This window comes from Streptomyces vastus (genome assembly GCF_039532825.1).
GTDB lineage: Bacteria > Actinomycetota > Actinomycetes > Streptomycetales > Streptomycetaceae > Streptomyces > Streptomyces vastus.
The window spans coordinates 165,534-187,420 of sequence record NZ_BAAASJ010000124.1 but is presented as its reverse complement, the minus strand read 5'-3'; the positions used below and the strand labels follow the sequence as shown (position 1 = coordinate 187,420).

At 70.1% G+C, this 21,887-nt stretch carries 13 protein-coding genes; 3 read left to right on the top strand and 10 right to left on the bottom strand.

The window, feature by feature from the left end; genetic code table 11:
- Positions 1-145 precede the first annotated feature (145 nt).
- Positions 146-2,230 carry a hypothetical protein gene (locus ABD357_RS42020; RefSeq protein ID WP_344396846.1) on the top strand — a complete coding sequence of 695 codons (2,085 nt, stop codon included), beginning with the start codon at positions 146-148 and terminating at the stop codon, positions 2,228-2,230.
- A 441-nt stretch (positions 2,231-2,671) separates the two neighbouring features.
- On the opposite strand, the gene obgE is transcribed toward ABD357_RS42020, so the two are convergent.
- The 7 genes from obgE to ABD357_RS41985 form a co-directional block, all read right to left on the bottom strand.
- On the bottom strand, positions 2,672-4,120 hold the full coding sequence (gene obgE, locus ABD357_RS42015; protein WP_344396844.1) for a GTPase ObgE: 1,449 nt from the start codon (positions 4,118-4,120) through the stop codon (positions 2,672-2,674).
- 143 nt (positions 4,121-4,263) lie between these two features.
- On the bottom strand, positions 4,264-4,518 hold the full coding sequence (rpmA, locus tag ABD357_RS42010) for a 50S ribosomal protein L27 (RefSeq protein ID WP_006374707.1): 255 nt from the start codon (positions 4,516-4,518) through the stop codon (positions 4,264-4,266).
- 14 nt (positions 4,519-4,532) lie between these two features.
- Entirely contained in the window at positions 4,533-4,853 is a 321-nt protein-coding gene (gene rplU / locus ABD357_RS42005; protein ID WP_344396843.1) for a 50S ribosomal protein L21, read from the bottom strand.
- A 297-nt stretch (positions 4,854-5,150) separates the two neighbouring features.
- The gene (locus tag ABD357_RS42000; protein WP_344396842.1) at positions 5,151-9,563 is read right to left on the bottom strand and encodes an Rne/Rng family ribonuclease; all 4,413 of its coding nucleotides are present in this window, start codon (positions 9,561-9,563) and stop codon (positions 5,151-5,153) included.
- A 260-nt stretch (positions 9,564-9,823) separates the two neighbouring features.
- Positions 9,824-10,612 (bottom strand): TIGR03936 family radical SAM-associated protein, encoded by a 789-nt coding sequence (locus ABD357_RS41995; RefSeq protein WP_344396841.1) that lies wholly within the window; start codon positions 10,610-10,612, stop codon positions 9,824-9,826.
- A gap of 167 nt (positions 10,613-10,779) precedes the next feature.
- A complete protein-coding gene (locus ABD357_RS41990; RefSeq protein WP_344396840.1) occupies positions 10,780-12,123 on the bottom strand; it encodes a hypothetical protein in 1,344 nt (447 codons plus the stop codon).
- Between the two features lie 15 nt (positions 12,124-12,138).
- Entirely contained in the window at positions 12,139-12,672 is a 534-nt protein-coding gene (locus ABD357_RS41985; protein WP_344396838.1) for a GNAT family N-acetyltransferase, read from the bottom strand.
- A gap of 812 nt (positions 12,673-13,484) precedes the next feature.
- On the opposite strand from ABD357_RS41985, the gene ABD357_RS41980 reads away from it, so the two are divergent.
- The gene (locus tag ABD357_RS41980) at positions 13,485-15,146 is read left to right on the top strand and encodes a PP2C family protein-serine/threonine phosphatase (RefSeq protein ID WP_344396837.1); all 1,662 of its coding nucleotides are present in this window, start codon (positions 13,485-13,487) and stop codon (positions 15,144-15,146) included.
- 385 nt (positions 15,147-15,531) lie between these two features.
- Positions 15,532-16,416, top strand: coding sequence for a terpene synthase family protein (locus ABD357_RS41975; protein WP_344396836.1), 885 nt, complete (start codon positions 15,532-15,534; stop codon positions 16,414-16,416).
- 442 nt (positions 16,417-16,858) lie between these two features.
- On the opposite strand, the gene ABD357_RS41970 is transcribed toward ABD357_RS41975, so the two are convergent.
- The 3 genes from ABD357_RS41970 to ABD357_RS41960 form a co-directional block, all read right to left on the bottom strand.
- Positions 16,859-17,440, bottom strand: a complete 582-nt coding sequence (locus ABD357_RS41970) for a hypothetical protein (protein ID WP_344396835.1) — start codon at positions 17,438-17,440, stop codon at positions 16,859-16,861.
- A gap of 548 nt (positions 17,441-17,988) precedes the next feature.
- Positions 17,989-19,941 carry a TIGR03960 family B12-binding radical SAM protein gene (locus ABD357_RS41965; RefSeq protein WP_344396834.1) on the bottom strand — a complete coding sequence of 651 codons (1,953 nt, stop codon included), beginning with the start codon at positions 19,939-19,941 and terminating at the stop codon, positions 17,989-17,991.
- Between the two features lie 43 nt (positions 19,942-19,984).
- Positions 19,985-21,613 (bottom strand): CYTH and CHAD domain-containing protein, encoded by a 1,629-nt coding sequence (locus ABD357_RS41960; protein WP_344396833.1) that lies wholly within the window; start codon positions 21,611-21,613, stop codon positions 19,985-19,987.
- Between the last annotated feature and the right edge of the window lie 274 nt (positions 21,614-21,887).

Genomic DNA, 21,887 nt, shown 5'->3' with positions numbered 1-21,887 from the left:
TTCATCCGATATCCAGCGATAGCTCCTGCGGAAGATTGCTTGGCGGGCCGCACAAGTCATACGGTCAGGGATCGGCCTCGCAGTGTTCGGCCGACCGAACCCGTTGCCCCCTCATCCGCCGTAACCCTCCGCAGGAGCCCAGCCCGTGCCTTCCGCAGGCCTGTCCCCCCGCCGCTTCACGCAGCTTGCCGCGCTGCTGTCGATATTCGCGCTCTTCACGGCCCAGATCGTCTCCGCGCTGCTGCCGAACGTCCCGGTGTTCATCGCCGCGAGCGCGGCGGGCCTCGCCCTCGACGTATACCTGCAGTACCGCAATCCCGGGCTGCTCGCGCTGCTGGGCAAGGTCCGCTTCGATGTCACGGTCCGTCAGTTGCTGCGCGACATGCTGGTCCTGGTGGGGCTCCTGCGGATCGACGGCATCGACGCGGGGAGCGAGCAGGCGCCGCTGCTGGTCGCCGTATGCGCCTTCTACGCCCTGAACTTCGCCTGCCAGGCCGCCGCGGTCCTGGTCCGCCGCACCCGTACGCTGCCGATCGTCACCCGCAACATCGACGCGTCGGCCCTGCACCTGACCGCGGCACCGCCGCGCATTCTGGCCCGCCGTCAGGGCCACCGGCTGCTGACCTTCTCCATTCCGACGACGGCCGGCCTGTTGCTCACGGCGGCCACCGCGGACGGGTACTGGGGCGGTATCGGCGTCGGCGTCGCCCTGGCGCTGATCGGCGGCGGCACGGCGTACCTCGCCACCTGGCTGCTCCCCAAGAAGCGCGCCAAGAGCGAGCAGAAGGTCACGGAGTGGGTGGACAAGTGGCTGGCCGACTACCGGCCGACGGTCGGCATGTACTTCTCGGGCGGTACGACCTCCGCGTACCAGGCGAACATGTGGCTGTCGACGCTCTCGTCGATCTCCTCGACCGACACGAGGCCGCTGATCGTGCTGCGTGAGCGGTTCATGGTGCAGAAGATCGACGCGACGGACGTACCGGTCATCTGCTTCCCGAAGGTGTCGACGATGTTCTCGCTGGAGAACTCGACGCTCAAGATGATGCTGCACCCGGCCAACGCCGCGAAGACCTCGCAGGTGCTGCGCATCCCCACCATCAAGCACGCGTTCATCAACCACGGCGAGAGCGACAAGCTGTCCTCCTGCAACCCGTACGCGAAGGCGTACGACGAGGTGTGGGTGGCAGGTCCCGCGGCCCGCGAGCGGTACGCGCTGGCAGAGGTCGGCGTCGAGGACAAGGACATCGTGGAGGTGGGCCGCCCGCAGCTCGCGCCGATCCGGCCGTACGCGGGCCCGCCGACCGGCCCGTACACGACGGTGCTGTACGCGCCCACGTGGGAGGGCTGGGACGGGAACCCCGGCAACACCTCGGTGGTGCTGGCCGGCGAGAACATCGTGCGGCAGCTGCTCGCAGACGACGGTGTACGGCTCCTCTACAAGCCGCACCCGATGACGGGTTCCGTCGATCCGCGTGCAGGGGCTGCGAACGAGCGCATCATGGCGATGATCCGCGAGGCCAACGCCAAGCGGTCGGGTGCCCGGCCGGATGCGGAGGCCGCGGCCGAACTGGTGCGCCGCTCGGCCGAGTTGGACCATCTGACGAAGACGGCCTTCCGTCCTGATGCGGACGAAATGGAGCGCATGCTGCTCCAGGGGCCCCCGCGCGGTGACCGTGAGGCGGCGATCGCCGAGGCCACGGTGGCCTGGGACAAGGCCTACTGGGCGTCCTTCCCGGAGTGGGAGCACCAGATCATCACGGACGCGCGTCCCGCGATCTTCGCCTGCTTCAACCAGGCTGACCTGTTGATCAGCGATGTGTCGTCGGTGGTGTCCGACTGGCTGTCGAGCGAGAAGCCGTACGCGGTCGCCAACACCTCCGGGATGCCGGAGGAGGCCTTCCGGGCCGGCTTCCCCACGGTGTCCGCGGGCGCCATCCTCGCGCCCTCGGCGGACGGCGTCCCGGCGTTGCTGGAATCGGTACGCCACCCGGAGAAGGACCTCTTCACGGCGGCCCGCGCCGAACTCAAGGAGCACCTGCTGGGGCCCTCGGAACCGCCGTCGTTGGCCCGGTTCAGCGCCGCGGTCGCCGCGCTGTGCAGGGCGGCCGACGAGCGCCGCGTGCGTATGGAGTCGCGCCTGTCCTCGGAGCTGCCCTCGCCGCGCGAGGAGGCGGCCGAGGAGACGGCCCAGGATCCGCACGAGTCGGAGGAGACCGCCGTCGGCTAAGAGGTGGGCGGGGGGTCTTTCCCCAGCCCCGCCCCTTCCCGAAACTGGGGCTGCGCCCCCAGGCCCCCCGCCAGGGGGTGAGGGTGACACTGCGTGTCGCGGCTGCGGGTGCGCTGTGGCTGGTCGCGCAGTTCCCCGCGCCCCTGGAAAAGCAAAGCCTGCGACTCCCGGCGCCCGGAGAGAGCACGCGCCCCGGGAAAGCCCGCACCCCCAACTACCCGCAGCTTTCCACCGGCGGGAGGGGCGTGGGCCGGTGCGTCGTATGCCCGTCGCTCAGGTTCTGCTCAGGTCACCCGCACCGTGTACCGACACCGGGCGTACGCCCCGCCTGCGACGGGCTGACGCACCGGCCCAAGGGGCGCGGGGCTGTGACATCAGCGGCTCCGCCGCGGGGCGCGACCAGCCACAACGAACCCCGCACCCGACAACGAACCCACCCGCTCAACCTCCGGAGGGGAACGGCTCGAAGTCGTCGTAGTCCCGCTCCGCCTCGTCCCGCTCCGCCTGCTTCTCGCGGCGCCGCGTAACGGCCGGCCGAGGAGCCTCGAAACGATGGTCCTCGCCCCGGCGGCCGAGCATCTCCGCCCCGGCCATGACCGTCGGCTCCCAGTCGAAGACGACAGCGTTCTCCTCGGGCCCGATGGCGACGCCATCACCCGTGCGGGCGCCCGCCTTCATCAACTCGTCCTCGACACCGAGCCGGTTGAGACGGTCGGCGAGATAGCCGACGGCCTCGTCGTTGTTGAAGTCGGTCTGGCGGACCCACCGTTCGGGCTTCTCGCCGCGTACGCGGAAGAGGCCGTCCTCCTCGCGCACGACCGTGAAGCCCGCATCGTCCACCGCCTTCGGGCGGATGACGATGCGGGTCGCCTCCTCCTGCGGCTTCGCCGCGCGAGCCTTCGCCACCAGGTCGGCAAGGGCGTACGACAGCTCCTTGAGACCGGTGTGCGCGACCGCCGACGCCTCGAAGACCCGGTAGCCCCGCGCCTCCAGATCCGGGCGGACCATCTCCGCCAGATCCTTGCCGTCGGGGACGTCGATCTTGTTGAGGAGGACGATGCGCGGGCGGTCGTCGAGGCCGCCGTACTGCCCCAGCTCCGCCTCGATCAGGTCGAGGTCGGACACCGGGTCACGGTCCGATTCGAGCGTGGCGGTGTCGAGCACGTGGACCAGGACCGAGCACCGCTCGACATGGCGCAGGAACTCGAGACCCAGCCCCTTGCCCTGGCTCGCCCCGGGAATCAGGCCCGGCACGTCCGCGATCGTGTAGACCGTGGCGCCCGCCGTCACCACCCCGAGGTTCGGGACGAGCGTCGTGAACGGGTAGTCCGCGATCTTCGGCCGGGCGGCGGACAGGGCCGAGATGAGGGACGACTTGCCCGCACTCGGGTAGCCGACGAGCGCCACGTCCGCGACCGTCTTGAGCTCCAGGACGATGTCCTGCACATCACCGGGCACGCCCAGCAGCGCGAACCCGGGCGCCTTGCGCCGGGCCGAGGCCAGCGCCGCGTTCCCGAGGCCGCCCCGCCCGCCCTGTGCGGCCACGTACGCCGTGCCGTGCCCGACCAGGTCCGCGAGCACATTGCCCGCCTTGTCCTGCACGACCGTGCCGTTCGGCACCGGCAGGATCAGGTCCTGACCGTCCTTGCCGGAACGGTTGCCGCCCTCACCGGGCTTGCCGTTGGTGGCCTTGCGGTGCGGCGAGTGGTGGTAGTCGAGGAGCGTGGTGACGGACTGGTCGACGACCAGGATCACATCGCCGCCACGGCCGCCGTTGCCGCCGTCCGGGCCGCCCAGCGGCTTGAACTTCTCGCGATGCACGGAGGCACAGCCGTGGCCTCCGCTACCCGCGGCGACATGCAGCTCGACGCGGTCCACGAAGGTGGTCATGGGATGTGCCTCCAGTACGTACGGGAATTTCTGCGTTCTCTGGCACAGAAATCTCCGCTGAGAAATCTCTGCTCAGGTGAAACACGCGAAAGGCGGACCCGCTTCCCGTACGGGAAGTGAGGTCCGCCTCGCGAAAGATCCGGTCAGGCGACCGGAACGATGTTCACGACCTTGCGGCCACGGTGCGTACCGAACTCGACCGCACCGGCGGCCAGCGCGAACAGCGTGTCGTCCTTGCCACGGCCGACGCTCGCGCCGGGGTGGAAGTGGGTGCCACGCTGGCGGACCAGGATCTCACCGGCGTTGACGACCTGACCGCCGAAGCGCTTCACGCCGAGCCGCTGAGCGTTGGAGTCGCGACCGTTCCGGGTGGACGATGCGCCCTTCTTGTGTGCCATCTCTCCTCAGTCCCTTACTTCGCAGCCGCGGGGATCTCAGTGACCTTGATCGCCGTGTACTGCTGGCGGTGGCCCTGACGACGGCGGTAGCCGGTCTTGTTCTTGTAGCGAAGGATGTCGATCTTCGCGCCCTTGTGGTGGTCCACGACCTCGGCCTGGACCTTGATGCCGGCGAGCACCCACGGGTCGCTGGTGACGGCGTCACCGTCGACAACGAGCAGAGTCGAGAGCTCGACCGTGTCGCCGACCTCGGCAGTGGAAATCTTGTCAACCTCAACGATGTCGCCGACAGCAACCTTGTGCTGGCGACCACCGCTGCGCACGATGGCGTACACGCGGATCTCTCTCTCGCTCGATTCGGAATCCCCGCAGTCCAGCCGCCGACAGAAGCAGGCGGCCTCTCCCGGGGCGCGAGCCACCGGGAGGAAGAGGTTTACGGGAATGCGGCGGGTCTGTGGACACGCCGAGGGTCAAGGTTACGGGGCCCTGACCAGCGGGGTCAAACCGGGTCCCGGGCCGTCCGCGCACCACCCTGCCAGTTGACCGGCTTCGGGTACGCCGACGCCCTCTGACCGGCGGGTTCTCCGACGGTCAGAGGGCACCGAGGCGGTTCAGACGGTTCGGTCCTCGGTTCAGTCCTCGGTCCGGTCCTCGTCGGTGGCGGCCGTGACGGTGGACGACGACGGCGTCTGCTCCGCCGCCGCGGTCTTCTTCGCCGCGGCCTTCTTGGTGGTCGCCTTCTTCGTGGTCGCCTTCTTGGCCGTGGCCTTCTTGACGGCCGTCTTCTTGACTGCCGTCTTCTTCGCGGCGGCCTTCTTCGCGGTCACCTTCTTGGCCGTCTTACGGGCCGCCTTCTTGACCGGCGCCTCGTCGGCGTCCGCAGCGGCCTCTGGGTACACGGCCGCCTCGGCTTCCGCGACCGGCGCCGGCGCCGGCGCCTCGGCAGGCTCCTCCGCCGGGGCCGACGGGACGACCACGACGGCCGTGTCCTCCGGCGCGGTGGGCGCGGCGGCCATCCGGACCGCACGGCGGCGCGGGCGGGCCGGGGCCGCGCTCTCGGCGGCCGGCTCGGGCTGCTGCTCGGCGACCGGCTCGGGCTCAGCGGCTGGGGCCGCGACCGGCTCGGTGACCGTCACCACGACCTCCTCGGCCGCGTTCGGCGAACCGGCCGGCGCCGAGACCTTGCGGGTCGCCCGACGACGCGTACGCCCCTTGGGCGCGGCCTCCTCGGCGGCCGGGGCCTCGACGACCGGGTCCTCGGCGGCCATGGGCTCCGCCTGAGCGACGGCAGCCGGCTCCGGGTGCACGGGACGCTCGGCCTCGTCCTCGGCGGTCACGGTCTGCGCCGTCGGAGCCTCGGCTTCTGCCCTGCGCTCGGGCCTACGGGACTCGGGGCGCGGCGCGCCCGCCGGTGCCGACGCACGTCGGCTGGCCCGCCGTCGCGAACGGCCACCCCGGGTGGCAGCGGCCTCCGCCTCGGCGGCGCTGCTGTACAGCTCCTCGTCCGGTACGAAGGCGGGCTCGGCCAGCGCGACGGGCGCGGCGGCCTCGGCGGCGATCTCCGCCTCGGTCTCGGCCTCCTCCTCGGCGGTCTCGACGGCCTGGACAGCCTCTATGGCCGGAGCGGGAACCTGCTCGGGCAGGGGCTCGGCACCGGCCCGCGCACGCTTCTTGCGCTTGCCGCCGCCGCCAACGGCGGTCGGCTGCTCCATGTGCACGATGACGCCGCGGCCGTTGCAGTGGACGCAGGTCTCGGAGAACGACTCGAGCAGACCCTGGCCCACGCGCTTCCGCGTCATCTGGACAAGGCCCAGCGAGGTCACCTCGGCGACCTGGTGCTTCGTACGGTCGCGTCCCAGGCACTCCAGGAGCCGCCGCAGCACCAGGTCCCGGTTGGACTCCAGGACCATGTCGATGAAGTCGATGACGACGATGCCGCCCAGGTCACGCAGCCGCAGCTGGCGCACGATCTCCTCGGCCGCCTCCAGGTTGTTCCTGGTCACGGTCTCTTCGAGGTTGCCGCCCTGACCGGTGAACTTGCCGGTGTTGACGTCGATCACGATCATCGCTTCGGTCTTGTCGATCACCAGCGAACCGCCGCTCGGCAGCCAGACCTTGCGGTCCAGCGCCTTGGCGAGCTGCTCGTCGATCCGGTACGACGCGAAGACGTCGACCTCGCTCGTCCACTTCTGCAGACGCTCGGCCAGGTCGGGGGCGACATGGGAGACGTATCCGTGGATGGTCTCCCAGGCCTCGCCGCCGCTGACGATGACCTTGGTGAAGTCCTCGTTGAAGATGTCGCGCACGACGCGGACGGTCATGTCCGGCTCGCCGTACAGCAGGCTCGGGGCGTTGCCGCCGCCCTTCGCCTTCTTCTGGATGTCCTCCCACTGCGCCTGCAGCCGCTCGACATCACGGCGCAGCTCGTCCTCGCTCGCGCCCTCGGCGGCGGTGCGCACGATGACGCCCGCGTCCTCGGGGACGATCTTCTTGAGGATGGTCTTCAGGCGGGCGCGCTCGGTGTCCGGGAGTTTGCGGCTGATCCCCGTCATCGAGCCCTCGGGGACGTACACGAGGTAGCGGCCCGGCAGCGAGACCTGACTGGTCAGGCGCGCGCCCTTGTGCCCGATCGGGTCCTTCGTGACCTGTACGAGGACCGACTGGCCGGACTTGAGGGCGGTCTCGATACGCCGCGGGCCATTCGCCATGCCCAGCGCCTCGAAGTTGACCTCACCGGCGTACAGGACGGCGTTGCGTCCCTTGCCGATGTCGATGAAGGCGGCCTCCATCGACGGCAGTACGTTCTGGACCTTGCCCAGGTAGACATTGCCGACGTACGAGGTCGACTGCTCCTTGTTGACGTAGTGCTCCACGAGCACGTTGTCCTCGAGTACGCCGATCTGCGTACGGTCGCCGTTCTGCCGGACCACCATCACGCGCTCGACGGCCTCGCGGCGGGCCAGGAACTCGGCCTCGGTGATGATCGGCACCCGGCGGCGGCCCTGCTCGCGGCCTTCACGGCGGCGCTGCTTCTTGGCCTCCAGACGGGTCGAGCCCTTGATGGACTGCACCTCGTCGGACGGCTCGGCACTCTTTTCCCGCAGGGGACGGGGCTCGCGGACCTTGACGACCGTGCGCTCAGGGTCGCCGTCGGTCGGCTCGGCCTCGACGGGCGCGTCCCCGGCACGACGCCGACGGCGCCGACGGCGACGGCTGCTGCTGGAACCGCCGGACTCCTCGCGCTCCTCGCGCTGCTCCTGAGCGTCGTCCTCGGCCCGCTCGTCGGTGTCCTCGGTGTCCTCGGTGTCCTGGGAGGCCTGCTCGGAGGCGGTCTCCTCGCTCTCCGAAGCCTCGCCGTCCTGCTCGGCGTTCTCGCCCCGGCGACGCCTGCGGCCACCGCGACGGCGCCGACGACGCGAGCCGGTCTCCTCGGTCTCGTCGCCCTCTTCCTCAGCGGACTCCTCGGCCTCGGGAGTCTCAGCGGGCTCCTCGGCCGCACCCTTGCGGCGACGGCGCCGACGCGGACCGGTCTCCTCCTCGACCGGCTCCGGGGACGCCGTCTCGGCAACGTCCTCGTCCTCGTCCTCCTCGGCCTCGGCAGCGGCGGCGGCTGCCGCGCGCTCCGGCGTCTGGAACATCGGCTCGGTGAACACGGGCGCCTGGAAGACGGCGACAGCGGGCCGCGCGGGCGGCTGCGCGGGCTCTTCTTCCTCGGCCTGCTTCTTCTCCGGGGCCGGCGCGGCAAAGCCTCCGGCCGCCTTACGGGTGGCACGACGCCGCGTACGACGCGGGGCGGCGTCCTCCGCCGGCTCGGGGGTGGCCTCCGGCTCGGGGACGGTGGTCTGGTCGGTCTCGGCAGCGGCCACAGGGGCCTCCCTGCGCTCGTCATGGACAGCGGCCTCGACGGTGGGCTCCGCCGCGGCGGCCTCGGGCGCACCGGCAGGCGCAACGGCACGCCGCGTGGCGCGACGGCGCGCACGGCGCGGGGCGATGTCCTCGGTCTCGGTGGTCTGATCCGGCTCGACTACGGCGGCGGGCTCGGGGGTGGTCTGTGAGGTGTCGGCGGCGGAGGCCGCACTGTCGCCGGCCTCGGCGACCTCGGACGCACCGGCGGGAGCCGAGACGCGACGCGTGGCGCGACGGCGCGTACGCCCGGCGGGCGCGGCCTCACCGACGGTGGGCTCCGCTGCGGCGTCTTCGGTGCCTTCGGCGGCGGTCGCGGCGGGGGCCGCTACCTCGGCAGCCGGGGCCTCGGCGGCAGGCGACTCAGGCGCACCGGCCGACGCGGAAGCGGCGGTCGCGGCGGCGGACTCGGCCGCGGGCTCCGCAGCAGCCGGGGACGAGGCCGGGGCCTCGGCATCGGCCGGCTCAGGCGCAGCGGCCGGTGCGGTGACACGACGCGTCGCGCGTCGGCGCGTACGCCCGGCAGGCGCGGCCTCACCGACGGCAGGCTCGGCGTCGGCAGCCGCGGAGGCGGCCGTCTCGGCAGCGGGCTCCTCGACAGCTGGCGCAGCGGCAGCGACGGCGCTTGCCTCGGGCGCCGCAAGGTCGTCACCCGACACGGAGACGGACGTGGTCACCACGGCCTCCGACGCCTCGGCGGCCTCGGATGCACCGGCGGGGGCGGAAGCACGACGTGTCGCACGACGGCGCGTACGCCCGGCGGGCTTCTCCACGGCAGGGACGGTCTCAGCGGGCACAGTGGTCTCGGTCGGCGCGGACTCCTCCGCGGCCGGAGCGACAGCAGACGCCGCAGCCGCGGCTGCTGTCTCGTCAGCGGTGCTCGCCTCGGGCGCCACCGCCGTCTCCTGAGCAGCCACCGTCTCAGAGGTCGCCGCGATCTCCTCCGGCTCCTCTGCCGCGAGATCGGCAGAACTCACCGGCGGTATGGCCGGTGCCGTGGTCTCGGCCACGGTCGCGGACTCGGACGTCGCCGCGGGCGGCCCCGCGGGGCGGGACGCGGCGCGACGGCGCCGACGCGGCGGCAAAGTGTCGCTGGGGGTGTTGTTCTCGGGACCCTCAGCGGGTTCGTTCGGCTCGAGCATGCGGGTGGATCTCCCGTCAGGCTCCCGGGCGCCGCACCTGGTCCGGCTGTACCGGTGACGTCCGCGGCTCGCGCGATGCGCGGTGCCGCCGTCCGGGGCGCGGGCGCCGCTCGGGAGCTCTCTGTGTTCTGTCTCGCCGGTTCCGTACGCCGTGTTGCGTACGGCCTGGCGAAAGTCTTGTGGTGGGTGCGCTGCCCGACCCAGGTGGCTCCCGAGTACGAGGGCGGCGCTACGACGTCCGTCCTTACGCGGGCCCTTCCTTACGCCGACGCCGTCGCGGCGGCGGTGGCTGCGGCCATGAGTGGGGCGGCTGCCACTGCCTCGCGGTCGGGCGCGAGCGGGTCGGTCACCGTGCCGGTCTCTTCATCGAAAAGCCCCTGCGCCAGCCTGGTCACCGCTGCGGGGACCGGCGGCGCCAGGTCGGCCACAGCTCGGAGACCGGACAGGACGTCGTCGGGTCGTACGGCAGGCGTCACGTGCCGAACAACCAGCCGCAGTATCGCACAAGGCTGGTCGGTCGGCCTATCAGGCTGTGGACTCTGCGTCTCAGGTCCGGCACCCTGCGCCTCCAGGCCCGCGACCGCGGCGCGGGCGTCGAAGGTGCGCATGCCGTTCTTCATCTTGCGCTGGACCTCGACGGTCTCGGCCTTCATGAAGGCGTCGACCGCGTGCTCGGCGTCCGCGAGTGCCACGCCGTCGAGGCGCAGCTCCCAGACGGAGGCCGTGAGCCGGTCGGCGAGACCCGACGTACGGGCCTCGACCGCGTCGACGATGTCGAGCCCGGCAGGCAACGACTCGTCGAGGAGGGCACGCAGCCGCTCGGGATCGCGCGCTTCGGTGAGCGCGATCTCCAGGTACTCGGCCTCGCTGCCCGTGCCGGTGGGTGCGGCATTGGCGTACGACACCTTCGGGTGCGGAGTGAACCCCGCCGAGTACGCCATCGGCACCTCGGCACGGCGCAGCGCACGCTCGAAGGCGCGCTGGAAGTCACGGTGGCTGGTGAACCGGAGGCGGCCGCGCTTGGTGTAGCGCAGGCGTACGCGCTGCACCGCGGGTGCGGGCGGCGGGCCTTCGGGCTGTCGCTTGCCCAGTGGTTCTTCTCCTCGCTGTGAGGCGGTACGTGCTGCATCGCCTCGTGGACGTGCGGTGGACCTCGTCGCCCCCGCGTGAGCGGGAACGGTGGCGGATGACGCCTTCCGGCGTCGCCCCGTCCGGATCATCCCCGCGTCGGCGGGGACAGGTCGTCGCGTCCGGACCTACCCTCCAGAGTACGCGCAGGGAGCACCGTGGGTTCCCGGAGTCCCTTGGACAAGGGCACCGGCTCGGGTTGCGGGGGCGCTCCGAAGAGCATTCGCCGGATGTCGGCCCGGGTCTGCCGCGCGGTCTCGCGAGCGCTGGTCAGGGCCTGTCGGACACTGCGCCCAACGCTGCGCGCGGCCTCGGCGGCGGGCCGCCAGATCGCGTCCCGTACGACGTGTCCGACGGGCGTGAGCACGCTCTTGTACACCCACCGCACCGGCTCCACGAAGATCCACCGGCAGAGCCGCCCCAGGAACCGCCCGACGGCTAGCGACACATACCCGGCGACCCGCCACGCGTGCCCGATCGCCGTGCCGATCTCGCGCGCGACGACGGCGATCGCCCGCCCGACCGGCACGAACACCCAACGCCACAGGGCAACGGCCGGGACGACGAACACCCACCGCAGCAAGGTCCCGACGACCATCGCAACCCAGATCACCCCCGCCCAGACCCCACGCCCAACCCACGTCACACCGGCCCACAGCCCGCCCCCGACCCACGCCAGACCGGTCCACACACCACGAGCGACCCACGTGACACCGGCCCAGACGCCGCGGCACACCCATGTCACGCCCGCCCACACCCCGCGGCACACCCACGTCACACCGGCCCACACCCCCAGGCCGACCCAGGCGATCCCCGCCCACAACCTCAGGGCCACCCACGCCACCCCGGCCGCGACAGCCCGCACCACCCAGGCGATCCCCCGCCCGCTCGGCGCCAGCACCCGCGCGTACAGCCAGCCCGCCGGAACGACCACCAGCACCCGCCACAGCCAGACGCACCCGGCCCCGACCCCCTGCAGCGCCGCCACGATCCCGTGCCCGAGGGGCGTCAGCACCCGTGCGTACAACCACACGCCCGGCACGACGAGCAGCACGTGCCCGAGCCACCCCAGCCCCCGCCCGACGGGCACGACGACGTACCGCCACAGCCCCACCCAAGGCCACACGAACACCAGCTTGGCCAGCCACCCGAGAACGATCACAACCGCCCGCCCGACAGGCGCGAGCACCCACATGACCGCCCGCCCCAGCGGCCGGAACACCGTGTCCCTCAAGAACCGCCCGCTCACCACAAGCGCGTCCCACACCATCCGCACCGGCACAACCAGCACGAGCACCACGATCCGCACGGGTATCCGGATCGCGACCGCGAGACACCCCTCCGGCGCCGCGTCCTGCTGCTGCCCGGTCGCGGGCTTCATCTCGTACTGCCGCGGTGCGGGCGTCACGGCCGGCGGCTTTTCCAGGTCCATGCCGACGAAGACGCATCAGCGCCCCGTACGGATCCAGAACCTCAACTTCCCGCCCCGCTCGTCCTCGAACTCTCCACCATTGGCCTCGATGACCTTCCGGGAACCGACGTTGGTGGTGTCGCAGGTGACGAGGACTCGCTCGAGCCCCAGGGCGCGCGCGTACGGCAGGAGATCGCGCAGCATGGCGGTGGCGTATCCCTTCCGCCGCGCGGTCGGCCGTACCCCGTAGCCGATGTGGCCGCCGTGGTCGCGAAGGTGGGGCGTCAGCCGGTGACGCAGCTGGATACGCCCGAGATAGGTCTCACCGTCCACGTACCAGTACCAGCTGCCGGGCACGAACCCGTCGGGCCGGCGCCCCTCCTCCAGTTCCTCCTCGCGGACGGCGGCGACATAGCGCGCGAACCCGTCCGGCTCGTGCCAGCTGTCGCCGTACACGGCGAGTTCCCGCTTGAGCGTGTCACCGAAGTACTCGTCCTCGGCGAGGTTCTCCTGGACCGCTGCCAGGAAGGAGACACGGAAACGCGGATCAGGGCTGATGAGATGCGGCATTACCGCAGTGTGCCGCGACGCACGAGGACCCGGCCACGGCGTTTCCGCCGGCGGCCGGGCCCTCGCCCCGTCCTACTTGACCACCGTCAGCGGCAGCAGCTTCTTGCCCGTCGGGCCGACCTGGATTGTCGTGTCCATGGCTGGGCGAGCAACTACGTACAACCACCTCGCCAAGGCATGGCGCCAGACGTTGCCTCGATCAGCGAAGCCGCCGGACCCAGACCCCTTCCTCGCGAGCTATCAGCCGGGCCATTGAGGGCCGTAGGGCTGTGCACTCGGTCACTGAGTGTGGTTGACGGTTGGCGGTGGGCGCGCGGTTGCTGTGCTCCGCGGTCTCCAAGACTCGTCCAGGTCGGTCGGGGCAAGGCCCGATTCGTACGGGTCAGGGCGCCCATCTCGGCGCCCGAGACGAGGCGGTGGGCGCTCCACCATGGCCCACCTGTGCCGCGCGTTCAGCGACCGGCATGGTCCTGGCGGAGGAACGCATTCGCATGCCCCGGCCGACGCGGTCTGCCGGGTGGGGTGTCTAGCGCAAGATCCGGAAAGTCAACTAGCATGCGCACGATCCGGCCACAGTCGGGTCGGTCAGGCGATCTTCCCTGGAAGAGCGGGGGCACACTCCGCTGCGAGAACCCCGTTCACCTCTGGGAGGGAATGGTGTCGCAGTCCCGTAGGCTCTCAAGTCGTCCCACTGGCTGGTTTCCATCGGCCACCCACCACAGTGCGTGGCCCATCCGGTTGAGAACCGTTAGCCCCTCGGAGGGCAGTAGTTCACGCCGCGGCAGGGAGATCTAGTGAAAGACGTCGGGTCGGTGCGTACTGCCGTATTCCGGGAAGACGAGTCCAATCCCGGCGACTTCCAGGCCAGCGCGAGCATCGTGCAGGCGGGATTCTTCTCCTGGGAGATCGCCACAGGCGAGGTGAGCTGCGATCCGATCACCCTCGCGCTGCACGGCATGCCCGAGAACGGCCCCTCGGACATCTCGCGCTTCCTGGCCGCGGTACACGAGTCCGATCTGGCCGATGTGCGCGATGCCTTGGGACAGATAGCGCAATCCTGCGGCAACTACCAGATCGAGTACCGCGTCACCTCCGACGGCGGCCAGCTCCGGTCCCTGGAAGCCCGGGGCCGCGTCCTGCCCGGCGCCGACGGGCTGCCGGCCCGTATGGTCGGAGTGGTCATGGACACCACGGCCGTCCATGAACGCCACGAGGCGGAGAAGCGGCGGTTGTACGAGCGCGCCACCCGTGACCGCTGGATGCGGGAGCTGACCGCGGCCCTGGCCGCCGCGGTGACGGTCAAGGACATCATGGCCGCTGCACAGGCAGGATTGCGTACCTTCGGAGCGGAGGCGCTGGCGGTGATCGCCCCGGAGGGGAACCGGTTGACCGTCGTCGCCTCGTGCGCCGAGGACGAGCAGGGTGAGGACTCCCTGCGAGTCCTCGACGCCACGGCCCGCACACTCGTGGAGGAGTCACTCGACCGCAGGGGGCCCGTTCTCATCGGCTCCGCGGACGCACTGATCACCGCTTATCCGCATCTGGCACCGCTCGCGCAGTCGACTGCACAGGCGTGGGCGGCACTGCCGCTCACGGACTCACATGGCCGTGTCAGTTCCTGCCTCGCCAGTTTCCCCGAGCCTCAGGAATTCCTGCCCGAGGAGCGGGCCCTCCTGGTCGCCACCATGGGACTGCTCGCCCAGTCACTGGAGCGGGCCGGCATGTACGAGTCGGAACACGCACTCGCCACCGAGCTCCAGCGTGGCATGCTGCCGCGCGGGCCGCTCACGGCGCCGGGTGTCACCATCGCCGCCCGCTACCAGGCCGCCACCTCCGGCATGTGGATCGGTGGCGACTGGTACGACGCCATCAGCCTGCCCGACGGCGGCGTGGCTCTGGTCATAGGAGATGTGCAGGGACACAGCGTGCACGCCGCGTCTCTCATGGGGCGGCTGCGTACCGCCGTGCATGCCTACGCGAACGAAGGGCACCCGCCCGCGGCCGTCCTGGAACGCACCAACCGCCTGCTGGCCGAGCTGAACACCGACCCGGACAGGGCCCTGTTCGCCACATGCTGTTACCTGGCACTCAACCCCTCCGACGGAACGCTCCAGGTCTGCCGGGCGGGTCATCCGGCCCCAGCGCTGATCACGCCCCGCAAGCCGCCGCGCCTCCTGGAGGTCCCCGGCGGTCTCCCCCTGGGGATCGACCGAGAGCAGCGGTACCCGACCACCCGCCTGCGCATCGCTCCCGGCAGCGTGCTCGCGCTGACCACCGACGGCCTGCTCGAGGCCGTGAACAAGGACATCGACCAGGGCTACGAGAGGTTTCTCCGGGGTCTGCGAGGCGCTCCCACGGCGGACCTGGAGACCGTTGTCGACGACCTCCTCGCCGGTACGCAGAAGGCTCACGGCCTGGGCGACGACGTCGCTCTGCTCCTGGCTCGTCTGAACCGGCCCGTCCGCCGCCGCTGACCCGGTCCTGACCCGGCCTGTTCACAACAGGCTTGGATCGCTGGGTACTTGCATCAGCGGCCGACCGAATTCGCCCGGTCTGTGATGCTGCCCCGCGCAGGGCAATGAGCACCGAAGAAACGAGACCTCTGTCGAACGCCGTCTGCAGGCAGGGTAATTTACGTCGGTGGCTGGAACTGTCCGGTCATACTCCATGCGTGCCTTGGGCATGCCGCATCGGCAATGTCGCTGGATGTCGCGAATGGCAGAGATTTACCGAGAAGCGAGCTGACGTATGGACAATTTCCGGATTCCGGACCTCTACATACCCGTACCGGCAGCGCTCAATCCGGAACTCCAGGAGGCCACGGCGGCCGCTGACGCGTGGCTGGACGAGTTCGGTCTGGTGCCCACCGAGGAGGCACGTCAGCATGTGCAACGCACTCGTGTGGACCGGCTCACCGCGTGGTTGTGCCCGAACGCCTCACGGGAAGCGCTGACGCTGATCACCCAGTGGAACGCATGGCTGTTCCAGTTGGACGACCAGTTCGACGACGACCCGGTGCGCGGTTACCAGCCAGCGCGGTGGCGGGAGGCGTTCGGGCCGCTGTTCGCCGTCTTCGACGGAACCGTTACGGCTGGGCGACTGGCGCGTTCCCTGGCCGATCTGTGGCGCCGTACGACGGCTGTCCGTTCTTCCATATGGCAGCGAAGATTTGTCCCGCACCTGTTGTGGTATTTCGACAGCTATCGGGCCGAGATGATTCATCGAGAGGAAGGGCGCGTACCTGGCCTGCAGCAATATCTCACCCACCGCCGCGCATCGTTCGCGTTCGACGCCGTCCTGGACCTGATGGAAATCGGTACCGGTGTGGACCTGTCCGACCAACTGCACGCGAACCCGGCCTTCGCGGACATGCGGGAGGCGGTGATCTACGCGAATGCCTGCATCAACGACCTCTACTCGCTGCCCAAGGAACTCGCGCATGACTATGCGTTCAATGCCGTCACGGTGATCGGCCATCATCACCGGTGCAGCCTCCAGGAGGCGGCGGAGCGAGTGGCCGTAATGCAGGCCGGATACGTCCAGCGCATCCTCGATCTCGAGCAGGTCCTGCCCGGGCGGCTGACGCGTTCCGGCCTCGCCGACGTCGTCGTCGACGACGCGCTGCGCTGTGTCAGAGACTTCCACGCGCTCACCGCTGGGAACATCGCTTGGTCGAAGGAGACCGGGCGCTATGCGGAGATCGAGGCCAAACCGACCTATCTGGCGGATCTGTTCACTCCGTAGGCCCCGGCCATCGCCCAAGTGCGCCGCAGCCCGCGGCCGTGGCCGGGAAACGCCCCAGCGCTGCCCTGTGTCAGAACGCGCCGACGAACGCCATCCCGACTCCCGCACGGGAGGCTGCCGCCGCCTGGTCGGTGCGTCCACCCGCTCCAGCGCGGCGACAACCTCGTCCTCGGTCACCCCGCCGGCGCACCGACGACGCGCCGCAACGCCTCACTCACGTCAGTGAGCGTGTCCGCTGGTCGCAGCCGCACCGTTCTTGACCGTCAGCGGCAGCAGCTTCCTGCCCGTCGGGCCGATCTGAATGGTCGTGTCCATGGCCGGTCGGACCAGCACCGCGAAAGCCGTCGAGCGTGGGCCGCCGCATGCACATGCCAACGGTGCTCCCGTCATGGGGCGGGTCAGACGTGCTACGGGCGACGCTTGGACCAATCGGGAGACACGTTCACCGTGCCGCCATCCCCCGGACTTCGGGCGCCGCCGCCCTGAACAGCACCGCAAGGAGCAGCCAGGTCAGCAGTCCGAATACGAGCGCTCCGCTCGCCCCGAAGTTCGGGAATCGCTCATCGACGTTTGTCGTGATCACGTACGACGTCACGAGCCAGCCAAGCGCCCAGGCAGGCGGGTTCGCAATCCCCCACCACAACGCGCCAGGGATTCGGCGTCGTGCGAGCACCAGCGCCTGCAACGCCCCTACACCGACGCCGGTCACGGCACCGATGAGGACGACGTCTCCTCGATCGATTCCATAGTCGGCCAGAGCCGCTCCTGCGGCCAGGCCCACGGCCATTCCCACACTCGTCGCCGGGATCCAGAGCCAGGAGACCCACTGCCGCAAAGCGAACCACTCCGCCGCTCCGATGATTGCGCCCGCGATGAGACCAGCAGCGAGCGCAGCTCCCACGGAATCGACTCCGCCAACGACGAGGTCTGCGACAAGTCCCCCGATTGGGAAGCCGACCAGGATCGCCACCGGCCAAAGCCACATACCGCGCGCGGTACTCGTCCAGTCGCCCTGAGCATCCATGATCCTGCCTCCTCTCTCTGTAATCAGTCTCCGCCTTCGGGGCGGAACGCACTCCCGGTTCGTATGGCCAGCCCAAGTGGACAGCGCGGATCGCGCGCACGACCCTGATATTGGGCGATCTCGATGCGGCCGTGCTGGCGCAGGGACTTCTCGCCAGGGAGGCGGCTCGCATCGCGGCATCAGCGGGGCGCCCGCTTGCCGCTCGATCGCGGCTAGCTGGCAGGTCAGCGCAGCTGCCTCCCCTGCCGCCACCGCGGGGAAAAAACCGCCTTCTCGCTGACGGCGTGCGGACTGCGCCAGAGTTCTTTCGGGACTCAGGCGACAACCACCGAGTACAGCTCTCTCCCAGGCCGCCAAGCCTCAGACCCACTTCCACCTCGGAATGGACAGTCGTCGAGCCCCCAGGAGGCGGCAGAGGCGTTCTCGGCGCCTCCTGCACGATCCGCTCCCGCCCGCGCTGGGCCCCGAGCGCCTTGAGGACGGCAGCCGCCTCTTCCTCGCTGCCGTCCCCCAGGACCTCCACCATGCGCAGCAACGCCTCACTCACGTCAGTGAGTGTGTCCGCTGGTCGTGGCGTCCTTCTTGACCGTCAGCGGCAGCAGCTTCTTCCCGCTGTTACTTACTTGTGGCCAAGTGTCCATCTGCGGGCACACCCCGCAGTCAAAGCACGGCGTCCAGCGGCAGTCCTCGACCTCCGTCTCGTCGAGGGCGTCCTGCCAGTCCTCCCAGAGCCAGTCCTTGTCGAGGCCGGAGTCGAGGTGGTCCCAGGGGAGGACCTCCTCGTACGTACGCTCGCGGGTGGTGTACCAGTCGACGTCCACGCCGTACGCGGGCAGCGTTTTGTCTGCGCACTGCATCCAGCGGTCGTACGAGAAGTGCTCACGCCAGCCGTCGAAGCGGCCGCCGTCCTCGTAGACGGCGCGGATGACGGCGCCGATGCGGCGGTCGCCGCGCGAGAGCAGGCCTTCGACGATGCCCGGCTTGCCGTCGTGGTAGCGGAAGCCGATGGAACGGCCGTACTTCTTGTCGCCGCGGATCTTGTCGCGGAGCTTTTCCAGACGGGCGTCCGTCTCCTCGGCCGACAGTTGCGGGGCCCACTGGAAGGGGGTGTGGGGCTTGGGGACGAAGCCGCCGATCGACACCGTACAGCGGATGTCGTTCTGGCCCGAGACCTCGCGGCCCTTCTGGATCACGCGGGTCGCCATGTCGGCGATCTGGAGGACGTCGTCGTCGGTCTCCGTCGGCAGGCCGCACATGAAGTAGAGCTTCACCTGGCGCCAGCCGTTGCCATAGGCGGTGGCGACCGTGCGGATCAGGTCCTCCTCCGAGACCATCTTGTTGATGACCTTGCGGATGCGTTCCGAACCGCCTTCGGGCGCGAAGGTCAGGCCCGACCTGCGGCCGTTGCGCGTCAACTCGTTCGCCAGGTCGATGTTGAAGGCGTCGACCCGGGTGGACGGCAGCGACAGGCCGACCTTGTCCTCCTCGTACCGGTCGGCCAGGCCCTTGGCGATGTCGCCGATCTCGCTGTGGTCCGCCGACGACAACGACAGGAGACCGACCTCCTCGAAGCCGGTCGCCTTCAGGCCCTTGTCGACCATCTCGCCGATACCCGTGATCGAGCGCTCGCGCACCGGGCGCGTGATCATGCCCGCCTGGCAGAAGCGGCAGCCGCGCGTACAGCCGCGGAAGATCTCCACCGACATACGCTCATGGACCGTCTCCGCGAGCGGGACAAGCGGCTGCTTCGGGTACGGCCACTCGTCCAGGTCCATGACCGTGTGCTTGGACACCCGCCACGGGACACCGGACTTGTTCGGTACGACCCGTCCGATACGGCCGTCCGGCAGGTACTCCACGTCGTAGAACGCCGGGATGTAGACGTTGCCGGTCTTAGCGAGGCGGAACAGGACCTCCTCGCGGCCGCCCGGCCGCCCCTCCGCCTTCCACGCGCGAATGATCTCCGTCATGTCGAGCACGGCCTGCTCGCCGTCGCCGATGATCGCCGCGTCGAGGAAGTCGGCGATCGGCTCGGGGTTGAAGGCGGCGTGACCTCCGGCGAGCACGATCGGGTCGTCGAGGCCCCGGTCCTTCGATTCCAGCGGGATGCCCGCGAGGTCCAGGGCAGTCAGCATGTTCGTGTAGCCGAGCTCCGTGGAGAAGCTGAGCCCGAGCACGTCGAAGGCGCGAACCGGGCGGTGGCTGTCCACCGTGAACTGCGGGACGCCGTGCTCCCGCATCAGCTCCTCGAGGTCCGGCCACACGCTGTACGTGCGCTCGGCGAGTACGCCCTCGCGCTCGTTGAGCACCTCGTAGAGGATCTGCACGCCCTGGTTGGGGAGTCCGACCTCGTACGCGTCGGGGTACATGAGCGCCCAGCGGACGTCGGAGCTGTCCCAGTCCTTGACGGTGGAGTTGAGCTCACCGCCTACGTACTGGATCGGCTTCTGCACGTGCGGCAGCAGGGCCTCGAGCTGTGGGAAGACCGACTCGACAGACATCGTGGTGGGGACCTTCGTGAGCTGACAGGGGGGACCCTCAAGACTAACGCGTCCCCACGAGCCCCCGGGCCGCCGCGAAGATCGCCTCCCAGGCCTCCGGCAGCGCCCGCTCGACGTCCGCCGCGCGCTGCTCCTCCCTGCCGTAGAGCACCCCGTACGTGAAGGAACTCTCGCCCGCCGCGTGCGCCTGGGTGGCGAGGTCGCGCAGGCAGAGGCGGGTCATCACGCTGTCCTGGTGGTCGCCGAGGAGGCCCTGGAGGGACTTCATCGATCTGACCAGGTCGACGGCGGTCTCGCCGAGCGCCTTGGTGGCTGCCTCCGCCGCGTACCGCGTGCGCTTGGCCTTCTTGCGGGCCTCGTGGATCGCCAGGTCGCGGTCCGTGCCGGGGGGTGCGTCGACGGCATCGACGACCAGGGCGGACAGCTTCGCGAAGTCGCTGCGGACGGCCTTGCCGATCACCCTGTCGGGCGGGCCCGCGGCGGCCTTGAGGAGCGGCGGTCCGGCGACCAGGGAGTCGAGGGTGGCAAGCAGGTCCAGGTACCGCTTTCCGTCCAGTACCGCGATCAGCCGGCGGCGCGAACCGCCGCGCCGGGCGTGCGACCAGGTGCGCAGGCGAGTGCGGACGGGGCCCGCGAACAGGGGGCGCGGCAGCTCGTCGAGAGCCGCCGTCAGCCGCTCGGTCAGCACCTCCTGGTCGCGGTCGACGCCCAACTCCCCGGCCAGCCACTTGAGTTCATCACCGATCGGGTCGGTGACGGCCCGGTCCAGGACCTTCCCGTACGAGCGGAAGCTGCTGCGCAGCCGGCGGGTGGCGACGCGCATCCGGTGCACGGAGTCGAATACGTCGCGCCGTACGGCCGGGTCGAGTTCGACGATCGCGTCCCGCTGGGCGCGTATGTACGCGAGGACGTGATCGCCCGCGGTGGGCGGCTCGGGTTCCTGGATGACGACGGGCTCGGTGACGGCGGCCTTGGACTTCTTGCGACCGGCCTGCTTGGCCTGCTTGGTCTGCTTGGTCTGCTTGGCAGACCCGGCCTTCCCAGCCGTCCCGGCCTTCCCGGCCTCGACCGGTTCCCCGGTCTCCACCAGCGCTCTGGCCAGTTTGGAGGCGGACTTGGAGCGGCTGATCCCGGCCTTGCGGAGCTTCTTCTCGACCTTGTCGAGGAAGGCGGGGTCGCCGTCGTCGGCCAGCTCCACCTCGATCTCGGTCCAGTCGGTGCTCCCGTCGCCGCCGCTGAGCCGCTCGGCGTGTACGCGGTCGACGCTGACCTCGGCGAGCAGACCGCCGGAGGCGTCGACGAGGTGGCTGACGTCGCGCGCGGACTGGAGCCGTACGAGGGGGAGCAGTTCGGCGTCGCGTACTCGGGAGCGGACGAGTCCGGCGAGGCTGCGGGGCAGGGCGTCGGACAGCGGGGCGCGGATCTCGTCGCGTACGCCGTCGGAGACCGGCAGCTTCAGATGCCAGCCCGCGTCATCGCCTCCCGTACGGCGGCGCAGTGTGATGGACGCCGCGGCGAGCCGCTGGTCGGCCGTGTCGTAGTACGTCGCGTCGAGTTCGGCGAGGCCCTTGTCCATGACGCTCGCGACACCGCTCACGCCGCTCAGATCGGGAAGCCCCGCACGGTCACCGGCTTCGTACTTGCGCTCGATCTCCCGCTTTGTGTCCGCCATGGACTGAATCTAGTCACGATTCCGCATCGCGGGCAGCCCTCAAAGGGCATGTACTCGCCATCTGAGAAACATTTAACGTTCTCATGGACGTTACCTGCCTAGTCGGGTGCGCTACCGCGCCCCTGAGGAGGCCGCAGGCCTCTTAGGGGCGCGGGGCTGTGACAATTGCGGCTCCGCCGCGATGGGGGTACCCCCGCTCATGGGGTCCCCCGCTCGAGCGAAGCCGAGAGTGGGGAGAAGCCGGGAGTGGGGGGAGCGACCAGCCACAACGAAC